This is a genomic window from Gloeocapsopsis sp. IPPAS B-1203, assembly GCF_002749975.1.
Taxonomy (GTDB): domain Bacteria; phylum Cyanobacteriota; class Cyanobacteriia; order Cyanobacteriales; family Chroococcidiopsidaceae; genus Gloeocapsopsis.
In genome coordinates this window covers 68,472-87,782 of the sequence record NZ_PEIG01000020.1, presented here as the reverse complement: position 1 = coordinate 87,782, position 19,311 = coordinate 68,472, and the positions used below count along the sequence as shown (strand labels likewise).

The following is a 19,311-nucleotide window of genomic DNA, read 5'->3' as shown; positions in this document are numbered from 1 at the left end:
ATTTGAGTTTTTGCGAATTGCATCTACTACCAAAAAGATTTTTGTAACAAAGACTGGATATCGTTTTTGTGTGACTAATTGGTGAGTTGTCTAGCAAATCTTAAGTTTGTTAAAGGACGTACGGGTTTAATCGGTGCTTCGGCTGAAAAGGTGAAAGTAGGAAGGCGATCGCCTAACGTCACAAACAACTGCGCGATCGCATGAACGCATATTCCATCTCGATCGTTACAGTCACAATTGATAGTAGGAGTGATAGATTCTAGTGCTACGGTGTTGTAGTTCTCTAAAAACTTCACGACATCATGATGCTTGATACAGACTGCATCGGACATAGTTTTAATTTGCAGTCCTCTTGTTGAGTTGAGTGTAAGGCTGCGAATAGCTTCAGTAATACGATGCGTGAGTTTCAGCAGTTTTTGAATTAAAGATGTCAAAACTTTGCGTTTGATGAACGTACAACAGCGGCGTTCTCCCACTAGATAAACAATATACGGGGTGTTTGAGGCATTACGGGTAAATCCAACGCGCTCAACTTTAATTTTTTTAGCAACAAGCGGTTTGAGTTCAACTGGGTTTTTGGGAAGCTTGGAAGAAAAATATTGATTTATTTCCGTTGAAGCGATCGCAAAATTGGATGATTGGGTAAAATGCATTATATACCTCCTGTATACATGAGTTTCTGTAGACCTCGCGTATACATTATCAGTAGACCTTGTGTGCTGTAGATCTTGTGTATACTTCACGTTCTGAGGTTGAGCCAGAGGAGGGTAAGCTGGTAACTTTAGTTCCTCTGGCTTTCAACTCATAAGAAATATTTTATCATAAGAAGATCTATCGTAAACATTAAAAAATATGGCAAAAGAAGGGGGAAATCCACAAAAGTTTGTCAAGCATCGCATGGAACTAGCAGCGTCTCCATTAGCGATTCGCTTGCCCGTAGAAGTTGATAAATATGTGCGATCGCTTCCCGACAAATCGGAATGGGTAAGAAACGCGATTATGGCGCAGATGGAACGCGATCTCAAAGCACAGCAGCAAGATGCTTCTTAGTCTTTAGAAAAAAATATAACTAATTACAGCGATAAAGCTGATAGGGAATACCGATGCGGTAGTGTTGTGTAGTGTCAATAGCACACTGCTTGTTTGATAATGTCAGTTGTGGAGGATAGGCACGGCGTCTTAATCCAGAAGCAACTACCCACAAATTGAGTTGTGTTGCATCGGGTGACAGTGATGTAGACAGCTTTTGCCAAACAAATTCATATCCTGGCGATCGCGCGAAAAAAGCCAAGTGGGTAGGAATGCGATCGTCTCTGATTTTCTCTAACGCTAAAGCGAAGCTTAATCCTAGGGCAACATCTTGATAAGTTTCATATCCTACTACCATCATCAGCGGTATAGTAGGTTCTAAATTCATATTTTGAGCAACAAGCTTAGGATTAAATGGTTTTTGAAAAGCTAAATTATTCACTACAAAAATAGAACTTATTAACCCAAAAACGATAACAATATACTTAGCATTAGGCAGTTGGAATTTAAAATTTTGAACAGTCAGGCTTGCTCCTACTAAAGCGCAAAAACTAGGATAATAAACAAAGTTATAGCGCGGGGCAATTGTGATATCTCTGCCTAAAAAGTAAACAATAACGAACATCTCTAGTAAGACAATTATTGTAAAACTCAATAGCATTTTTGTTGATAAATGAGTTTTTGGAGAATGCCACAGTTGCTTTAAACCTCTGAAAATAAGCTGTGCGCTCCAAATGCTGAACAATATCATGACCAAAGCGACAACAATTGCAATCCACCAAGGCTGATTCTCCACAGGTAACGCTATTAGCATTAGCACCCAACTAGCCAGGGTTTGATAAATCGGAGCAATAGGATTTGACTGTGATAACCATGTTGTTTCTGAACGATTAGCGTGACTCAACATCGCCAGCAACCACGGAATAAAGCTAGCGACAACCACTAAAATTGACACAGCGATCGCTAAGAAGCTGTAACGTGACAAGCTACGGCGTCGCGAGTACATAAGTGCAAGTAAGGTAACTACCTGAGCAACGAACGCCAGAATAAAAAAGTAGTGAGTGTAAAAACCAAGACAGTTTACCGCGATCCATCCCAACCAAGTAAAATAGCGTAGCTTATGTTGCACTAAATCCTTTTGAATCTGGGTTAGTCCTACGAGTGATAAAGTAATCAACAGGATAGGCAATGTATAATGACGCGCTTCTTGTGATAAATACACAGCAAAAGGTGAAACTGCCATAAAAGCTGCTGCTACGAGTCCTGCACTGCGTGAAAAGGCGATCGCATTCAGCCAGTAAATTGCTGCGATCGCCGCAACGCCAAATAAAGCCGGAAGCGATCGCAAACTCCACACCAAACCCCGATCCACTATGCTGACGCAAGGTATTTGTACCCAACTGTGAAGTAAACAAAAAAATAGTGGTGGATGCACAGACTGAGTAGCAAGATTTGCTGCAATCTGGGGGCAAGATAGCGCAGCCTTAAAACTGAAAATTTGCGACAGATCCTCTACGGGAAACACAACATTCAAAGGCACGTCATTGTAGTTTCGCCCCAGACTGAATAAGGCTGTAATAATTTCATCTAACCAAAATGACTTCAAATCTAGATGCCAAAACCGCAGCAGCCCACCAACCAAAATGACTGCAATCAAGGCAAAGTAGTGAAAATGTTTAGAATTTGTCATTTATAAACTATCAGTGTAATAAAAGGAGAGGGTGCGATCGCATAAATCAATGGTTAAAGGTTATCAGCCCTCGCCCCTAACCCTTCGCCCCTAACCTCTAAAAAATGCCAGACGCGAATTTTACTCATACCGAATCCGAATTATCATTGCCTCCTCCTGCCTCTACACTCCGCATCGCGGCTTGGGAACGAATTAGAAATAGCTTGCGTTCTGGACAACAGCAAATGGCAGATTGGCAGGGTGGTGCTTTAGCAGTCAGTGCAGTTCCAGGCGCGGGAAAGTCTACAGGAATGGCAGCAGCAGCGGCATTAGCGATCGCTCGTTACCAACTCCACGCCCGACGCCAGATCGTGATTGTCACGTTTACGCGTTCAGCGGCAGCTAATATCAAAGCCAAAGTGCGTAAATACCTGCGTGAAGAATTATCCTTACCTCCTACTGGGTTCGTTGTTCACACCCTCCACGGGCTTGCCTTAAATATTGCCACGCGTCATCCTGACTTATCAGGCTTACAGCTAGAGAATGCCACTCTGATTACACCTAATCAAGGTCATCGGTTAATTCGGACGTGCGTTGAGCAGTGGATTGCGAACCATCCGCGACGTTATTCTCAATTACTCGAAGGATTGTACTTTGATGGAGAAGAAACCGAAAGGTTACGTCGTCAATCGGTACTGCGAACCGACGTTTTACCGGATTTAGCTGCTACCGCGATTCATGAAGCAAAAAGTTCGGGCTATCAACCACAACAGCTACAGAAATTAAGCACGCAAACAACTGATGATTATGGAATTTTAGAAATTGCCGCTGGGTTGTACGAACAGTACGAAAATCTCATGCGATCGCGTGACTTGATCGACTACGACGACATGATTCTGGCAGCATTGCGCGTACTAGAAAACCCTAACGCTTGTAAGTTCGAGCAAAATCAAGTGTTTGCAGTATTTGAAGATGAAGCGCAAGACTCTACCCCACTACAAACCAAATTATTAGAAATTCTCGCTAGCGATCCTAATACTCCAGAAGCTTCTCCACACTTGATTCGTGTTGGCGATCCTAATCAAGCCATTAACTCAACGTTTACACCTGCTGACCCGATCTATTTTCGCGCCTTTTGTGAAGAGTGCCGATCTCAGAACCGACTAGCAACGATGGATCAAGCAGGTCGCAGTAGTCAAATGATTATTGAAGCTGCGAATTTCACTTTAAATTGGGTCAATCAGGCTTATGGAAGTCAGAACAAACAATCTGTTGCACTTCCATTTCGCATGCAAAAAATTCGACCTGTTGCTGATAGCGATCCGCAACCTGATGCAAATCCTGTCCCAGTTGGTCGTGGATTAGAACTATGCACACCACGAGATATCCACCACACAGCAGAATTAATTGGCAAACGTTTAATAGAGCTATTTGGAGAAAATCCCAACAGCAGTGCAGCGATTTTAGTCCGTGAAAACCGCCAGGGACGGTGGTTAGTGTCAGAACTGACACCAATTTGTCGCGAACATAACATACCACTTTATGAAGTCTCAGAAAGCGATCGCCACTCACACGTTCCGGCAGAAATTTTGGCAATGCTGCAATTTCTTGATCGCCCCCATTCTTCTGACTACTTAAAAGCCGCGCTAGAAGTTCTCGTCCAGCGTCAGCTGATTCCCACACAAGACCTCAATGCACTGGCGAGTGTCCCTGAACAATTTCTCTATCCTGGACCTTTAGATCCACCCTCATCTGAAGCGGCGCTACAAGCGCGGAACTTATGCTGCAGTATGCTGCGTGCGCGGATGGAGTTACCTTACTATCAACTAATTGCGTTTATCGCTTCTGAACTCAAATACGACCAAGCAGAACTAGCCACTGCTGACAAACTAGCTGAACGAGTTTCGCGACAAATTACTGGCAATAGTTCTAGTGAGGCAATATTTGTCTTGAATGAAATTGTCAGTTCTGAACGCTTTGAACCAGTCGAAACCGAAGAAGTTGAGGCACGCTACACTCGTCCTGGTCAAGTTACGATCATTACGATGCACAAAGCTAAAGGGCTAGACTGGGATTATGTGTTTATCCCGTTCTTACACGAAAACTTGATTCCTGGAAGTTTCTGGATACCACCGCAAGTTAAATTTCTCGGCGACTTTACGCTTGCAGAAGTCGCCCGTGCCCAAATTCGTGCTGCACTGCATGAAGAATTTCCTTTACCTAATGTTACGGCAGCAAGTGAACAAGCAAAACAACTCAAAACTGCTGAGGAATATCGTTTACTGTACGTTGCGATGACACGAGCTAAACGTTTATTGTGGATGTCGGCAGCTCAAAAAGCTCCTTTTACCTGGAGTAAACCAGAGAATTTTGAAACTCGATCGCCTTGTCCTGTGTTTCCGGCTTTGAAAAAGCAATTTCCCAAATCAGTTGTTAGAAGTAATTAGCTGTTGTACATGGCTAGGATACTCAAGATGTTCGGAGTCATTGCTCAAATCTCGCTTTTAACCCCGATCTCAGACCTCGGCTCTCTGACCCCTACTATCTGAAGTTTGACGAGCAATTTGCTCCCACACGACTAAATCTTCAGGGCGATCAATATCTGCTAAAGGAGGAAGCATGACAACCGATAAGTTCAGCTTTTGGGCGATCGCTTGTGTTTGTTGCAAAACCTCACTACTTCCCCAAGAAATACCATTAAAAAGTTCTGCAATCAGCCGATTAACACCAATTAAATAATATCCACCATCGATTGCTGGACCAAGAACTAGATCGTATTCATGCAATTGATGAAAAGCCGTTGCAAGTAACTCTGCGGTTACACCAGGACAATCAGTGCCAATAGTCACAACTCGTTGACTACCACGCGCAAAAGCCGCAGATAAAGCACTCTTGATTTTTTCACCTAAGTCACCTTCGCCTTGAGGTTGATAGTCAAGAGAATGACCTAGCCATTGTTGCATTAATTCTAAATTACCATCAGCAAAACGCACTTCTACTGTTAGCGAGCGATCGCATTTGCTGACTTGTAAAAGTGTATGCTCAGTCATTTGCCGTTGTAACTGGGCTGCTGCTGTAGCTCCTAATACTGGGATTAATCTTGTTTTTGCTTTTCCTGGCTCTGGATAGCGCGTAAATACAATTAAATGTTCTGGAACTGAATTTATAGAACTCACGCTGAATTATCTAAAACAATAACGGTGCCGTTCACCTGCCGCAGACAACCTCTCGAACTCAACCAGCTTTCTACAGTCAAGTACAGCGATTCTTATGTTATCCTGCTGATCTATGCGTTTACGGCTGCAAAACCGCTACACGACATAATTCTAAACCACCTTCGCTATAACCCGAATGAATCTCAATAACTTCAAAACCCCACCCGACTAAATCACAATCAATCCAGCCTTGCCTCAAATCATCACAGCGGCTGCGGTATTGTGAAATGATCAACCGACCATCCTTAGCAACAAACTCCGCTATCAATCGCTCAACAAAACGTTTTTGATAATTACGCGGTACATAATTCAGTTCAGTTCGCACGTAGTCAAAGCGTTGATGTGGAGTCCAATTCCAAGCATTACCGACATAAATGTTATCAGCATAAGTTGATAGACGTTCCTGAGCTAAGGCAACTAGTTTTACTGAATAGTCTAGACCGTACGGTGTTAACTCAATTCCCTTCAGCCGCGACCATGCAACTAGACACTCTAGCAAGTATCCATTGGCGCAACCAATATCAAGATACTTGCCTGGTTGATTCACTGCTGCTATGTTTGCCACACGAAGTCTTGTCCACTCCTCAAATGTGCCGCTTTTACCCGATTGCTGCCAGGGTGTCGGTGCAGCAGTATACGCATTTTCTAAGATTTGTTTTATTTCGGCAAACCAATCTTTTAAATCTGCTGATGTTACATCATCAAGCGCAAACCCACACTGACAGCGTTGAATTGTTTCGTTGACGTTTTGTAAACATCGAGGGCAACGCATCACAAAATTCAAACAAATAGAAGCAGTACAATCCTATTTTAATTCTTACTGCTCACCAGCAATTTTCAAACTCGCTCTAATGAATCAAACGAAGCAGGATAAGAGCTTTAAGTGATATTACTGAGGCAAAAATTTATGAGTTTTTGCATGCTCTGCTTGATGAATCAATTGTTTGCATATTTTGACTGGAGGATAAGAAATTATACAGAGTATATATTTTTGTGTTATGTAAAGAGATATAAAAAGAAATATTATTTAATAATTACCAGAATATAAAACTAAAATTTAAAAGTTCCAGTATGTTAATGCTGGAGCAAATTAATATTAAGCGATGAAAATTGAAGTTTTATCAGATAAACCAGCATTAATTGAGCGATCGCTGCATTTAACTGTCACTAAGATGACTCATGCGATCGCCGAGCGTGGGATGTGTACAATTGCGTTATCTGGAGGAAGTACACCTAAGCCTTTGTATGAGGCGATCGCCGCGCAACAGCTACCTTGGGATAAAATTCACGTATTCTGGGGCGATGAACGTTATGTGCCACCAAATGACCCTAATAGCAATCAACTCATGGCACGCCAAGCTTGGTTGGATCGCGTTAATCTTCCTGAAGAAAACATTCACCCAATTCCTACAAATGAAGTTGAACCGGCAGTCGCTGCCAGCAAGTATGAAGAACATCTCCAAACGCTCTTTCAAACCAGTGGTGGGGAGTTTCCCCAGTTTGATATTATTTTGCTAGGTATGGGAGACGATGGACATACTGCGTCTTTGTTTCCGCACACTGAGGCATTGCAAGCAAGCGGCTTGATAGCCGTTGGCAACAAGCAGAATGAACCCCGAATTACATTTACAGTGCCGTTGATTAATCACGCACGATGTGTGATGTTTGTAGTTGCTGGTGCAGACAAAAAATCTGCTTTAGCGCAAGTGTTTGCAACTGATGCTGACGACTTTAGTTATCCTAGCCGCTTAATTCAACCCCAAGGAGAATTATGGTGGCTACTCGATCGAGATGCGGGGGAAGAGTTACAGGTTTCTACTGCTGCTGAATCCTAAATTAATGACTAAAATTTGACGTAGTATGTTCGGTTAAGCAAACTCGACGCTCAATTTTGATGGAAAGAATTCATGATTGTCTGTCCTAACTGTAATCACTCCAACCCCGACGGAGCGCAAACGTGCGAGGCTTGCTATACTCCTTTACCTGCTACCGCAAGTTGTCCTAATTGTGGAGCAACGGTACAAACAGACGCAAGTTTCTGCGGTCAATGTGGTTTTAACTTAAAAGCAAGTCGAGCAACAGAAGAAATTTTCGCAGGTGAGATCAGTACGGATGTTGGCAATGAAATTCCAGAATTAGAAACTCCTGAGCCACTTGTAGAACCACAGCGCTTGGTAATTAGTGCACAACCAAGTGCAGAAACATCAAGTCAGAGTTACTTAGTAGAACCAGTAGAAACACCGACATCACAATCAGAAACATCACCAGATGCAGCTACTCCATCACCTACGACTCCTGTAAGTAATGTGGAGCTTATTAGCACAACCCCAAATTCATCATCTACAGGTAGTTCCAAAACCCAATTACAGCAGCAAACAATAAAATTGTTGCACGTTCAAACAGATACAAACATAGAATTGCCGCAAAATTTGGCTGTGATTCACATTGGTAAGCCCAATGACAAAATTCCTCCAGATATTGATGTGTCTGGATTTCCCAATTCAGAGATAGTCTCGCGAATTCATGCGGATATTCGCATTGAAGGAGATGCCTACTTTGTTGAAGATGTCGGCAGTTCTAATGGAACTTATATCAACAGTAAACCACTGCAACCAGGCGATCGCCATCGATTGCGTGCAGGCGATCGCATTGCCCTCGGTAAGGGAGACTTGGTTACTTTCTTATTTCAAATATCCTAATTAATTTCAACTTTAATTTACAAAGTGATTACACTCATTCTCCTACACCCGCTGCATTCGACCCCGATTCAACATTGGACATTTGCCGAAGAATCTGTTATTTGCGTAGGACGTGCCACTGATAATAATGTTGTGTTATACAGCGCGGTTGTCTCTCGCAAACATATTGAGTTACGTTGCACTAATGGCGACTGGGAAATTATTAGCTTGGGTGCAAATGGCACTTTTATTGACGATAGACGCATTACAAAAATGCCAGTGAGAGATGGCGTAACAGTTCGTTTAGCACAATCAGGGCCACAAATTCAAATTCGCTTAGGAGTTGTTTCTACACCGATAAAAGAAACAAAAAAACCTGTATCGCAACCAAAACCGAAAGCTGCGCCGTTTAGAGAGCAAACTTCAACCCGTGATACGGCAATCGAGACGATTTTTGGCGAACCCTTAGAATTTCCAGCCGCGACACCAAAAGATCCATCAAAAGAAACCGTGATTGGCGAACCATTTAGGAAATATCCTCAAGATTAAATCCAAGTCAAGGCATCACGTTGTGCAAGCACCTGCCAAGCAGGAGAAAATCAAATTTTGGCGCGAGCAAGTAGCACTAAGTCATCTAGAATTACTGCACGCCAGATATATCACGCATTCCTTTTCTAGACACGCGCATGATACGTTTGCTATTGGTGTAATTGAGCAAGGTGCAGAGGCGTTTAGTTATCAGGGAGAGAAACACGTTGCTCCTACAGGTAGTGTAGTTGTTATCAATCCTGGGGAAGTTCATACGGGTAGTGCTGCAAGTCTTGATATTGGTTGGACTTATCGGATGTTGTATCCAGATGTCAAACTTTTACAACAAGCTACCTCGGATGCGCAACAAACCTCAAATCCTTACTTTCCGATCGCCGTCATTCAAGATTGTCAACTAGCGCGATGGATTCTCCAATTACATCACACTTTAGAAAAACAGACTTGCACTTTAGAAAAAGACTCTTGCGTATTGTGGACATTCGCACAATTGGTGACACGCCACTCAGGAAAACGCCCAATATGGAGTAGTGTAAGTCAAGAACCTCATGCTGTACAGCGAGTGCGAGAATACTTAGAAGCACAGTACGCAGAAAATATTTCCTTAGATGCGATCGCCCGCGTTGCTAACTTGAGTCCGTTTTACTTAATTCGCACGTTTCGCAAGTGTACTGGTTTACCACCCCACGAATATTTAACACAGATCCGCATTGCGCGTGCCAAAACACTCTTAGCGCAAGGATGTGCGATTTCCCAAGTAGCCCACAACACAGGTTTTGCCGATCAAAGTCATTTAACACGACACTTCAAACGCATCACAGGTGTCACACCAGGGCAATATCAGTATAGAGGGCAATAACGTTCAAGACAGAATTGATTCGCGCTACGTAAACTGAGGGGTGGTAATTGGTAATAGGTAATTGTCACCTATGCAAGAATTTCTCAAAGGGATCAATCGTGCATTAGGAGTTGGTGTAGGATATGTCCCAATTGCAATTAGTTTTGGGGCGTTAGCAACGCGATCGGGGCTTTCGGATGCTGCGGCTGTACTCATGTCTGTTTGGGTGTATGCTGGTGCGGCGCAATTTGCTGCACTTGAAGGAATTAGACAAAATCTTCCTTGGTTCAGTATTGTCCTCACAATGCTGCTGATGAACCTACGGCATATTCCCATGAGTTTAGCAATTAACCCTATTTTCAATCGATTTGACCGCAAACAGCAGCTATTTCTGGCACATGGACTCACAGATGAAGCCTTTGCCTTAGATGTCTCCCACAAACCCCAATCGTGGCATTATTACACTGGCATTCACCTGTTTTGCTGGCTTTCCTGGATTCTCGGCACATGGATCGGCTGTCAACTAGGACAACAAATCCCAGCGCAATGGTTACAGTTCGCCCTCCCCAGCTTGTTTATTTGCCTGCTCATCGATAGCATCAATTGGAATCAACAAACACTTCTCACAATTCTCACAGGTATTGTCCTAGTATTAACACTCCAAAACATCAGTACCCTCGGTATTCTCGTATCCATCCTTGGAGTCGCAGCCGTAGCAACATTACAAAAATCCTCTTAATCTCCAATCTCTGTATCTAGTAAGGTTCGTTAACATGAACATCTGGATCATCATTCTACTATCTGGCTTAGGTACATACTTAATGCGTAGCGTCGGTATTTGGGCAACAAAACCAATGCAATTTTGGCTGCATCATATTCCCTTCGCCGTGATTTTAGTTATGGCAATTAGTGGTGTCGTTGATTTGAGTCAAACACCACGACAAACATTGAGTGCGATCGCGGCAACCGTCATTGTCATCATCGCCAGTGTCTGCAAACTACCACTCGTTTTCCGGATTGTAATAGGTTGTCTTGTGTTTGGAGCAATCGCAGCATAGAGTGGGCAAAAGCCCACCCCAAACTTATGCACCTACAGCTTCTTTCGCTGCGTACATTACTTCGAGTGTAATTTCGCTTAAACCGCGATCGCGCGCAAATTTTTCAGTGTTGCGCTTGACTTTCCCCCGCACAAAACCAGGAACTTTATTAAGTTCAGCTTGCGCTTCTTTGTTCCAACTCAAATCCGAATCTGCAGAAATTCCCTTGGTAATTACTTCTTTGGTATCATGTCCGCCGAAGATTTCTAGCAAGTGATCTTCCATGCCTAAAGTGAAGGAATTGTAAACCAAATCGGCAACTTGGTTTGTGCCTTCGTAACCTAAGAATGGCTTGTAGCCAATTGGGAAGTTTTGAATGTGAATTGGTGCAGCAATGACACCGCAAGGGATATTCAGACGCTTACCGACGTGACGTTCCATTTGCGTACCAAAAATTGCCGACGGTTCTACGCGAGCGATCGCATCGCCAATTGCACCGTTATCATCAGTAACAATCACTTCATCGCAATATTCACTGACTTGTTCGCGGAACCAATCTGCGTCGTATTTACAGTAAGTTCCCGCCCAAACAACATGAATCCCCATTTCGCGCGCCAAAATCTTCGTCATCGCCGCTGCGTGAGTATTATCGCCAAATACCACAGCTTTTTTACCTGTTAAATTTTGACAGTCAATCGAACGTGAGAACAAGCTGCTTGGGAAACATACAACGTTTGGTTTTCAATAAACTCCTCGTAATCAACAGCCGCACCTTGGGCGTTAATTACCTGCTGAATCTTACGAATGCATCGTGCTGTTTCTACCACACCCATCGGTGTAATATCCACATACGGCATTTCAAATTCTTGTTCTAAATATCGCGCTGTCATTAAACCGAGTTCGCGATATGGCACTAAGTTAAACCAAGCGCGGGGTAAATTCTTTAATTCGTGAACTGAAGCCCCTTCAGGAATCACTGCATTAACTGTAATACCCAAGTCAGCCATGAGTCGCTTTAACTCAGTACAGTCGTGCTGATTGTGAAAACCAAGGGTAGAACTACCAATGATGTTAACTGAAGGTTTTTCAGTTTTACTTGTCGGTAATTCGCCTCTACGACGGGCTTTATTAATGTAGTACTGAACGATTTGATCGAGGGTTCGATCTGCTGCTTGTAATTCGTTAACGCGATAGTGGTTCACATCCGCTAGCATCACATCAGCTTTTGCTTCAATTGAGGCACGTTCGACAAAGTTATTTAAATCTTCTTGCAGAATACTTGATGTGCAAGTTGGTGTCAGCACAATCAAATCAGGATGTTCTTCTGCATCTTTGCGGGTAATATTGTCTACTACCTTTTCTTGAGAACCACGCGCTAGTACATTACGATCGACAATACTCGCGGTGACTGGAGTAAAATTTCTTTCACGCTCTAACATCGAGCGCATCACGTTAAAGTAGTCGTCGCCCAAAGGGGCGTGCATAATAGCGTGGACATTCTTAAACGAACTGGCGATGCGCAGCGTACCAATGTGGGCTGGACCTGCATACATCCAGTAAGCCAATTTCATAAAGTTGTCTCCCTTGTGCTGATGACTATCAGTTTGTTTATGGCGTTTATGAGACTCTAATTGTCTCAAAGATATTGGTAGGTGAGAACGGTAGATAAAACGTCACTTAATCACAACGATGAAAGGCTATAAGTTAGGCTGGGCAAGAGTTTTAGTTGGGGAAAACTGCGATCGCTGCTACTTTAAATGCAAATATTCTTAATTTTTCGCTATGTTCTGTATTAGTTAATTGAGTGGACTAGAACAATTTTGTTGCAGTCGTTACTTGAATTTACCAAAATTTTTCGCTGAGTAGAGCATCGATTCTCTACTCAACTGCTGTGAGCGTTGTATCCTCACTAGCCTCTGAAGCCAGTAATTATTAATTTTTTTTAGAATTCCACACCACCAAGTGCTTGACGTTGAGCTTCTAATAATTCCTGAATTCCTTTTTCTGCAAAGTCCATAATTTGATTCATTTGGGTACGACTAAAAGTTCCTGATTCTGCGGTTCCTTGAACTTCGATGATGCCGAGATTTTCGTTCATGACAACATTGAAATCAACTTCGGCGGCGACGTCTTCAACATAATTTAAATCTAAGAAAGGCTCACCTTGCAACAATCCTACCGAAACCGCAGCTATCTGATGAACAATTGGCGATCGCGTTAAAACTCCTTGTTGTAATAACCTATCCATCGCGTGTGCCAAAGCAACAAACCCGCCACTAATTGCCGTGGTACGAGTCCCAGCATCTGCTTGCAACACATCTGCATCAACTGTAACTGTCCGTTCTCCCAAGGCTTCAAAATCGAGTGCAGCGCGTAAGCTGCGTCCAATCAATCGTTGAATTTCTTGAGTACGTCCTGAGAGTCGCATAAATTCTCGTTCTTGCCGTTGGGGAGTTGCACCAGGTAGCATTCGATATTCTGCGGTTAACCACCCTCGTCCTGTGTCGGTTAAAAATCTGGGGACTCCTGGCTGAATTGAAACGTTACATAAGATTTGAGTGTCGCCGCATTTAGCTAGTACTGATGCAGCCGCGAAGCGTGTAAAGCCAAGCTCAAAGCTATGAGGACGCATTTGGTGAGATTGTCGATTATCTGGACGTTGCCAGGACATTGCTGTTGCCATATAAGACCTTGATTAGAATACAGCACATATTGGATTGGCGGAAGCAGTGCGATTGCAACATCTTGGGTTAAACTACTACTCTATGACAGTTGACGTAAAAGCATATCTAGTGTTTTATTAAAGGACAAACAGAAGAAGTACACTATATATCTGGCTGTTAGTCCTCACACCTCACTCAAAATTGCGCTATGGTTGCCCAGCTTGAAAATCCAGCCTTAAATTCAACTTGCAGTTCACTTTATCCAGTTGAAGGGTTGGTGCAAGTATTTACTTGTTCGCACCGCAGTTTTTTTACGAACGTGATGGCACAAGCTTTGCGAATTGCTGGACAAGGAACCCCAGTTCTGGTAGTGCAGTTCCTCAAAGGCGGGATTAATCAAGGACACAAACATCCAACGCGGTTAGGACAGCATTTAGATTGGATTCGCTGCGACTTACCACGCTATATTGATACACCACAATTAGATGAGGCTGAAAACCAATCGTTGCATCAATTGTGGCAACATACACAGCAAGTTGTCTTAGAGGGCAAATATTCTTTAGTCGTCTTAGATGAACTAAGTTTGGCGATTAACTTCGGATTGATTGCGTTAGAAGAAGTCTTAGCTTTATTAGAGCAACGCCCTAGTCATGTAGACATTATTCTCACAGGACCCGAAATGCCGCAACCGCTGCTTGATGTTGCCGATCAAATTACTCAAGTACGCAGAAGCGATCGCCCATAATAACCATATCAAGATATTCTAGTATTTTGGTTGCGCTTGACTCTGAATAGCTGTGATTAAAAACGACATTTGGATTTCACAAATGGCGCAAAAGGGTATGATTGCACCTTTTGAGCCTACTTTAATTCGCCAATTACAAGAAGATACACTGGCAAGACCTGTGATTAGCTATGGTCTATCTTCCTACGGTTACGATATTCGACTTTCACCAGTCGAGTTCCGTATTTTTCGCCATATTCCTGGAACAATCATCGATCCTAAAAATTTTAACCCGCAGAATTTAGAGCCAACGCAACTGCATACAGATAGTCATGGCAGTTATTTTATTTTGCCTGCACACTCGTATGGTTTAGGAGTTGCACTAGAAAGATTAGCAGTTCCAGAGAATATTACAGTCATCTGCATAGGTAAAAGTACTTATGCGCGTTGTGGCATTATAGCCAATCTAACTCCCGCCGAAGCGGCATGGCGCGGTCATTTGACTTTAGAATTTTCCAATTCTTCAAGTGCAGATTGTCGTATTTATGCATCAGAAGGTGTAGTACAATTACTCTTTTTAGAGGGAGAACCCTGCGCGACAAGCTATGAAACTCGCAAAGGTAAATATCAAGACCAGCCTCAAGTTGTAACATTAGCTAAAGTGTGATTTTTCAGTATTCCCCGTAGGACACATTTGAAAATAAGTAAAGAAATACGTGAATTCTTTTATGTCTAATCTTTAAGGAATGGTAACTCTGATATCCCTTGCTGCTTCAAGGCTTTGTAAAACTTTTGAAAAGACTTATCTGATTCTAATTCAAAGTAAAGTGAAAAGATTTGTCGTTCTGCTATTTTAGTTTCAGAGGTAGATAAGTAGTCCTGTTGAGAACAAAAAGATTGTACGGCTTGTCCTATTTCTCTGAACTTTTTGGCGAAAGGCATTAAAACTATCATGTCCCTAATAATTTCTTGTATCTCTGAGTCAAGATCTGGTTCTAACCCTCTCTGCTTAACTTTAGTAATAGCTGCATTCAATCGTATTGCTTCGGCTGACAAAACTTGAGGAAATCTATCTTCCTTCCTAAGGTTTCCTAGTTTGAATTTCCACATGTGCCTAGAATACTCCTGTTTGCTAAAAAATAGTAGTAATTTGAAATATTGATAGATATAGTTCTTGATACAGCTTTTCAAAGTAAATATGCTTTAAGGTTAAATAATGTTTACTTGTACGAGGTAACAAGTATAAAAGGTTTATCTTGTTGATAGTCTTGTTGTAAAGATAAAGCCATTTGTGCTTTTTGTAATTCGGTTCCTAAATACATTGCGTGTTCGACTTGTAATCCTGGACAAGCTGCTGCAATTTGTCGATACAGTTGTGTTGCTGATTTACCAAAGTAGCAGTTAACAACTTCTCCGGTTCCAGGTGTCATGTGTTCGACAACGATTTGGTCATTTTGAATATTAATGACAAAGCTACCTGCAGGATCTGTGTAGTCTCTTTGTTGATAAATTTTAGGATATTGAGTTTGAATAACTTGCTCTGCATTTTCCCAGCAATCGGAATATATATGAGCACTTTGACTAATTGTAATTAAGGGTCCCATGTGTAAGTTATGTTCCGAACGATGAGCGATTTCGTTACGAATGTGTTGTTGTAAAGCTCTTAAGCCCATTGCATTTGCAGCCCATGCGGAAAACATATCATTACTGCGAAAAGTTGCGGTTAAAGCAAGTTCATTTTCAACAATTCTTACCCAAATGTGATTTAGACACGGGGGACTACTATTATCTTCATGATCTTCTACATCCCATAGAGACATCACGGCTCTAGCTGAGTCAATATCTGCAATGAGTTTTTGAATAACTTGTTCAATTTGATCGCGCCCGAAGTGCGATCGCAATCTTTGCCCATAAGTGTATTTCACGCCTTCTTGATAGGGTGCGTCGTCTAAAATTTGGGATATATATTCTTGAATAAAATTTTTACTACATGGTAAATAATTCGGTTCAGGAAAATAGAAATCTTCGGGTTCGTCGGTGACGATCGCCAGCAAATCAATTAATTCTTGCCATTGCCCATCGTAACCTGTGGGGCGAATTGTACCAGTCGTTTTGATGCGATGAATAATTTTTACCCAAGTTTCAGCAATCGTTTTTCCTTCAATTCGATGACCGTAACGCACTCCTGGTAAAACAGTGGGTTCAACTTCAGTAATCGGAAATTCTAAAAATGTTCCCCACGGTTCTACATCTTTTGAAGCGTAAGTCTGTACGTGAGATACAGCTTCATTAATTGAAAAAGCCTCTTGCCATTCAATAGATTGTCGTAATTTTTCGAGGGCTTCCGCTGCAATTTCAATATCAATATAACCCGTAATTTTAGAGCGAATTACCCAAGTTTCGCGCCCAGTATCGCTATAACCTTTCTCGAATCCATACCGAAAAAAGTCTAATAGACACATTCCCGCACCAGCGTTTCTGTCTTCTTTTGTAGCGTTTAGTACCACCAAAAAGCGGACATGAGGGTTGGCGAGTAAATTGCGAATCAGGAAACTAATACCCCGCGTAGGAGAATACAACTGTCCGATCGCAGCATATTCGTGGGGATGGAGTTTTTTGGCGATCGCCTGTTTCATTGTCCATCCTGTTACAACTGCGGTTTGCCCAGTACCATAAAGCAATTGGTTAGGCTTATACAGTGGTTTGTACTGATAAATTTGTGTAGTTCCTGCCATAGTTCAGGGCTAGGGGGTAACAAACCCTCTAGCGTATCATATGGAGCGAGAGAATAGTAATGAGTGACTAGCAGGGCAAACGCATCGAAATTTGAAGCAAGAGAGTCACTGAGATACTGGAAATAGGAGAACACAGATGGACTTGAAAGAAACTTTTAGGAATGCAAATTGTCACTCAACGGTGGTGCAAATTACCCAACACTTGCACCAGATCATTGGCTTTCAACATCCACCAGGTTATTAACCGCGATTCGCACTTCAAGAGTCACTATTTCCCATTACCCATGACCAATTCCCGATTAACAAGAATCATGATGTCAGTAATTAAATCGCCTTGATACTACTATAAAAATAAAACTCCCTATCAACAAATCCTTTAAAATGCAAAACTTGCAGGAGCAACTGCATTATGGTAAAAACTGCTTCAACAATGTTGCCTTTAGGAACTCAAGCACCAAACTTTGAGTTACCAAATGTCGTGACTGGAAAAACGATTTCGCTATCAAGTTTTGCTGGAAAGCCATTGCTAGTAATGTTTATCTGTCAGCACTGCCCATTTGTCAAGCATGTCAAGTCAGAACTCGCCAACTTAGGACAAGACTATGCTAATAGCAATGTGAGAATTGTTGCGATTAGCTCTAACGATATCAACAAATACCCAGACGATGCACCAGAACAATTAAAAGCAATGGCTGAAGAAACTGGGTTCTTATTTCCTGTATGCTTTGATGAAAGCCAAGAAGTAGCAAAAGCTTATACAGCAGCTTGTACGCCAGATTTCTTTTTATTCGATGCTGATCAAAAGTTAGTCTATCGCGGTCAGTTAGATGATAGCCGACCAAGTAACAGTATACCAGTTACCGGCAAAGATTTACGAGCAGCAATTGATGCGCTATTAGCTGAAAAATCGATTGATTCTAACCAAAAACCTAGTATTGGATGCAATATTAAGTGGAAACCTGGCAATGAACCGAGTTACTACGGTTAAACTTTTACCAAGCTATTAAATCTCTTGCAATATCACATTTTTACTCTGGTCAGGCAAGATGCCTAACCCACAAAAGCTGAATTCATCTGAATTTGTAGGGTGGGTGTCCTCACCTACCCATAATTGCAAGAAGTCTATTGAAAATTAGTGTAGAAAAAAGCCCTTAGTCGAAACTAAGGACTTATTACTTTTATTGCTTCAAGGAATCAAACGCACTGACACTTCTAAAGCGATCTATCTTCTGTTGTCAACGTCTAAGTTACCTGATTTACCTAGATCCAACTCTTCTTTACGAATTGTCTCTTGTGCATTGACAGTCTCTTGTTCAGTTACTTTCTTCACTTTGACTTCTTCACGCACAAAAGCTTCTTTTTGAACATCTGCTGCTTCTTCATGCAACTCTACGCGTGCAACTTCACCTTCACGGAAAGCATCAGTTCCAGGAGAAGTCACGGCTTTAGTATTAGTAGGAGTCGTGCGTTCAACAACAACTTTTTCTTTCTCTACTGGAATGGAAACTTGAGCAGTTTCTGTCTCAACCTTTTTACCGATCGATACTTCTCCAGCTTTTCTACGAGTCTTGTTTGCAACTAACCGCTCTTCATAAAGCTTAAGCGATTGCTGATCTTGTCGATTCATATCATACAAATCAGCATCGTACTGGTAGTCGTAGGTATCTCTGTTGTATTCTGTTGTATCCATTCTAGGAGCAACACCTGCTGTAGCAGCTGTAGGTGTATCTAGCGGTGCAGTTGATTCTAAGGTTTGAGGGCGATAAACTCCACGTACGCGCTCTTCATAATCGTAATCTACGCGTAAGTCATCACTAAATTCTGGTAATGCTTCGACTTGTTCTTTCGTTAATCCTGATGCAACTACTCTTCTTGCACTTTGGTCGATCCGCGCACGACCAACGGGTAGTAATACTTCCTTGCCGAAAATCCAAAAGCCTGTGTCAACAACAAAGTAGCGAAAGTGTCCTGCTTCGTCTACCAATATATTTTTGACAGTACCAACATTTTCATTATTTACGTCTGTGTAGACATCGAATCCTTTGATATCGTTGTCATCAAAACTAGAGCTATAGTCAGAATCAAAGTCTTCCAGTTTGTAAAGAACCATGATGCAACCTCCTGACGATTTCATATATAACTAGCCTAGAAAGTTATCGTATTAATCCATCTTTCTT

Annotated in this window: 19 protein-coding genes and 1 pseudogene; 11 read left to right on the top strand and 9 right to left on the bottom strand. The window is 42.1% G+C overall.

The window, feature by feature from the left end; genetic code table 11:
• Positions 1–74 precede the first annotated feature (74 nt).
• Complete coding sequence (locus CSQ79_RS24830) at positions 75–653, bottom strand: hypothetical protein (RefSeq protein WP_099703792.1); 579 nt, start codon at positions 651–653, stop codon at positions 75–77.
• Between the two features lie 199 nt (positions 654–852).
• On the opposite strand from CSQ79_RS24830, the gene CSQ79_RS24825 reads away from it, so the two are divergent.
• On the top strand, positions 853–1,050 hold the full coding sequence (locus CSQ79_RS24825) for a hypothetical protein (RefSeq protein WP_015188033.1): 198 nt from the start codon (positions 853–855) through the stop codon (positions 1,048–1,050).
• Between the two features lie 19 nt (positions 1,051–1,069).
• Here CSQ79_RS24825 and CSQ79_RS24820 read toward each other — a convergent pair whose 3' ends face one another.
• Positions 1,070–2,719, bottom strand: coding sequence for a glycosyltransferase family 39 protein (locus CSQ79_RS24820; protein ID WP_099703791.1), 1,650 nt, complete (start codon positions 2,717–2,719; stop codon positions 1,070–1,072).
• A gap of 104 nt (positions 2,720–2,823) precedes the next feature.
• On the opposite strand from CSQ79_RS24820, the gene CSQ79_RS24815 reads away from it, so the two are divergent.
• A complete protein-coding gene (locus CSQ79_RS24815) occupies positions 2,824–5,145 on the top strand; it encodes an ATP-dependent helicase (RefSeq protein ID WP_099703790.1) in 2,322 nt (773 codons plus the stop codon).
• Between the two features lie 69 nt (positions 5,146–5,214).
• Here the strand turns inward: CSQ79_RS24815 and CSQ79_RS24810 are convergent, their stop codons facing one another.
• Positions 5,215–5,874 (bottom strand): TIGR04282 family arsenosugar biosynthesis glycosyltransferase, encoded by a 660-nt coding sequence (locus CSQ79_RS24810; RefSeq protein ID WP_099703789.1) that lies wholly within the window; start codon positions 5,872–5,874, stop codon positions 5,215–5,217.
• 118 nt (positions 5,875–5,992) lie between these two features.
• Positions 5,993–6,685, bottom strand: coding sequence for a class I SAM-dependent methyltransferase (locus tag CSQ79_RS24805; RefSeq protein WP_099703788.1), 693 nt, complete (start codon positions 6,683–6,685; stop codon positions 5,993–5,995).
• A gap of 331 nt (positions 6,686–7,016) precedes the next feature.
• On the opposite strand from CSQ79_RS24805, the gene pgl reads away from it, so the two are divergent.
• The 6 genes from pgl (at position 7,017) to CSQ79_RS24775 (ending at position 11,033) form a co-directional block, all read left to right on the top strand.
• Positions 7,017–7,748 carry a 6-phosphogluconolactonase gene (gene pgl, locus CSQ79_RS24800; RefSeq protein ID WP_099703787.1) on the top strand — a complete coding sequence of 244 codons (732 nt, stop codon included), beginning with the start codon at positions 7,017–7,019 and terminating at the stop codon, positions 7,746–7,748.
• Positions 7,749–7,820: 72 nt separating this feature from the next.
• Positions 7,821–8,612, top strand: coding sequence for a double zinc ribbon and FHA domain-containing protein (locus CSQ79_RS24795; RefSeq protein ID WP_099703786.1), 792 nt, complete (start codon positions 7,821–7,823; stop codon positions 8,610–8,612).
• Positions 8,613–8,636: 24 nt separating this feature from the next.
• Positions 8,637–9,140 (top strand): FHA domain-containing protein, encoded by a 504-nt coding sequence (locus CSQ79_RS28725; RefSeq protein WP_099703785.1) that lies wholly within the window; start codon positions 8,637–8,639, stop codon positions 9,138–9,140.
• Positions 9,106–9,996, top strand: coding sequence for an AraC family transcriptional regulator (locus CSQ79_RS24785; RefSeq protein ID WP_289501523.1), 891 nt, complete (start codon positions 9,106–9,108; stop codon positions 9,994–9,996). Before CSQ79_RS28725 ends, CSQ79_RS24785 begins: the two co-directional genes overlap by 35 nt.
• Before the next feature lie 70 nt (positions 9,997–10,066).
• Positions 10,067–10,714, top strand: a complete 648-nt coding sequence (locus CSQ79_RS24780) for an AzlC family ABC transporter permease (RefSeq protein ID WP_099703783.1) — start codon at positions 10,067–10,069, stop codon at positions 10,712–10,714.
• A 34-nt stretch (positions 10,715–10,748) separates the two neighbouring features.
• Positions 10,749–11,033: an AzlD domain-containing protein gene (locus CSQ79_RS24775; protein WP_099703782.1), complete on the top strand. Its 285-nt coding sequence runs from the start codon at positions 10,749–10,751 to the stop codon at positions 11,031–11,033.
• Positions 11,034–11,057: 24 nt separating this feature from the next.
• Here CSQ79_RS24775 and bchB read toward each other — a convergent pair.
• A pseudogene (gene bchB, locus CSQ79_RS24770) lies at positions 11,058–12,583 on the bottom strand (ferredoxin:protochlorophyllide reductase (ATP-dependent) subunit B).
• A gap of 371 nt (positions 12,584–12,954) precedes the next feature.
• The gene (gene rph / locus CSQ79_RS24765) at positions 12,955–13,683 is read right to left on the bottom strand and encodes a ribonuclease PH (RefSeq protein ID WP_099703807.1); all 729 of its coding nucleotides are present in this window, start codon (positions 13,681–13,683) and stop codon (positions 12,955–12,957) included.
• Positions 13,684–13,883: 200 nt separating this feature from the next.
• Here rph and CSQ79_RS24760 point away from each other — a divergent pair, with 200 nt between their 5' ends.
• A complete protein-coding gene (locus tag CSQ79_RS24760; protein WP_099703781.1) occupies positions 13,884–14,420 on the top strand; it encodes a P-loop NTPase family protein in 537 nt (178 codons plus the stop codon).
• 52 nt (positions 14,421–14,472) lie between these two features.
• The gene (gene dcd / locus CSQ79_RS24755) at positions 14,473–15,066 is read left to right on the top strand and encodes a dCTP deaminase (RefSeq protein WP_099703780.1); all 594 of its coding nucleotides are present in this window, start codon (positions 14,473–14,475) and stop codon (positions 15,064–15,066) included.
• A gap of 65 nt (positions 15,067–15,131) precedes the next feature.
• Here dcd and CSQ79_RS24750 read toward each other — a convergent pair whose 3' ends face one another.
• Both CSQ79_RS24750 and CSQ79_RS24745 read right to left on the bottom strand, forming a co-directional pair.
• The gene (locus CSQ79_RS24750) at positions 15,132–15,509 is read right to left on the bottom strand and encodes a hypothetical protein (protein ID WP_099703779.1); all 378 of its coding nucleotides are present in this window, start codon (positions 15,507–15,509) and stop codon (positions 15,132–15,134) included.
• A 110-nt stretch (positions 15,510–15,619) separates the two neighbouring features.
• Positions 15,620–17,134, bottom strand: coding sequence for a thymidylate synthase (locus CSQ79_RS24745; RefSeq protein ID WP_099703778.1), 1,515 nt, complete (start codon positions 17,132–17,134; stop codon positions 15,620–15,622).
• Positions 17,135–17,543: 409 nt separating this feature from the next.
• On the opposite strand from CSQ79_RS24745, the gene CSQ79_RS24740 reads away from it, so the two are divergent.
• Complete coding sequence (locus CSQ79_RS24740; protein WP_099703777.1) at positions 17,544–18,122, top strand: thioredoxin family protein; 579 nt, start codon at positions 17,544–17,546, stop codon at positions 18,120–18,122.
• A gap of 234 nt (positions 18,123–18,356) precedes the next feature.
• Here CSQ79_RS24740 and CSQ79_RS24735 read toward each other — a convergent pair whose 3' ends face one another.
• A complete protein-coding gene (locus tag CSQ79_RS24735; protein ID WP_099703776.1) occupies positions 18,357–19,244 on the bottom strand; it encodes a DUF2382 domain-containing protein in 888 nt (295 codons plus the stop codon).
• Positions 19,245–19,311 lie beyond the last annotated feature (67 nt).

Coding starts and splice junctions, on each gene's coding strand:
- pgl (WP_099703787.1), top strand. CDS start 7,017: ATGAAAATTGAAGTTTTATCAGATAAACCAGCATTAATTGAGCGATCG.
- CSQ79_RS24760 (WP_099703781.1), top strand. CDS start 13,884: ATGGTTGCCCAGCTTGAAAATCCAGCCTTAAATTCAACTTGCAGTTCA.
- CSQ79_RS24805 (WP_099703788.1), bottom strand. CDS start 6,685: ATGCGTTGCCCTCGATGTTTACAAAACGTCAACGAAACAATTCAACGC.
- CSQ79_RS24740 (WP_099703777.1), top strand. CDS start 17,544: ATGGTAAAAACTGCTTCAACAATGTTGCCTTTAGGAACTCAAGCACCA.
- CSQ79_RS24830 (WP_099703792.1), bottom strand. CDS start 653: ATGCATTTTACCCAATCATCCAATTTTGCGATCGCTTCAACGGAAATA.
- CSQ79_RS24815 (WP_099703790.1), top strand. CDS start 2,824: ATGCCAGACGCGAATTTTACTCATACCGAATCCGAATTATCATTGCCT.
- CSQ79_RS24775 (WP_099703782.1), top strand. CDS start 10,749: ATGAACATCTGGATCATCATTCTACTATCTGGCTTAGGTACATACTTA.
- CSQ79_RS24745 (WP_099703778.1), bottom strand. CDS start 17,134: ATGGCAGGAACTACACAAATTTATCAGTACAAACCACTGTATAAGCCT.
- rph (WP_099703807.1), bottom strand. CDS start 13,683: ATGTCCTGGCAACGTCCAGATAATCGACAATCTCACCAAATGCGTCCT.
- CSQ79_RS24735 (WP_099703776.1), bottom strand. CDS start 19,244: ATGGTTCTTTACAAACTGGAAGACTTTGATTCTGACTATAGCTCTAGT.
- CSQ79_RS24820 (WP_099703791.1), bottom strand. CDS start 2,719: ATGACAAATTCTAAACATTTTCACTACTTTGCCTTGATTGCAGTCATT.
- CSQ79_RS24750 (WP_099703779.1), bottom strand. CDS start 15,509: ATGTGGAAATTCAAACTAGGAAACCTTAGGAAGGAAGATAGATTTCCT.
- CSQ79_RS24795 (WP_099703786.1), top strand. CDS start 7,821: ATGATTGTCTGTCCTAACTGTAATCACTCCAACCCCGACGGAGCGCAA.
- CSQ79_RS24825 (WP_015188033.1), top strand. CDS start 853: ATGGCAAAAGAAGGGGGAAATCCACAAAAGTTTGTCAAGCATCGCATG.
- CSQ79_RS24780 (WP_099703783.1), top strand. CDS start 10,067: ATGCAAGAATTTCTCAAAGGGATCAATCGTGCATTAGGAGTTGGTGTA.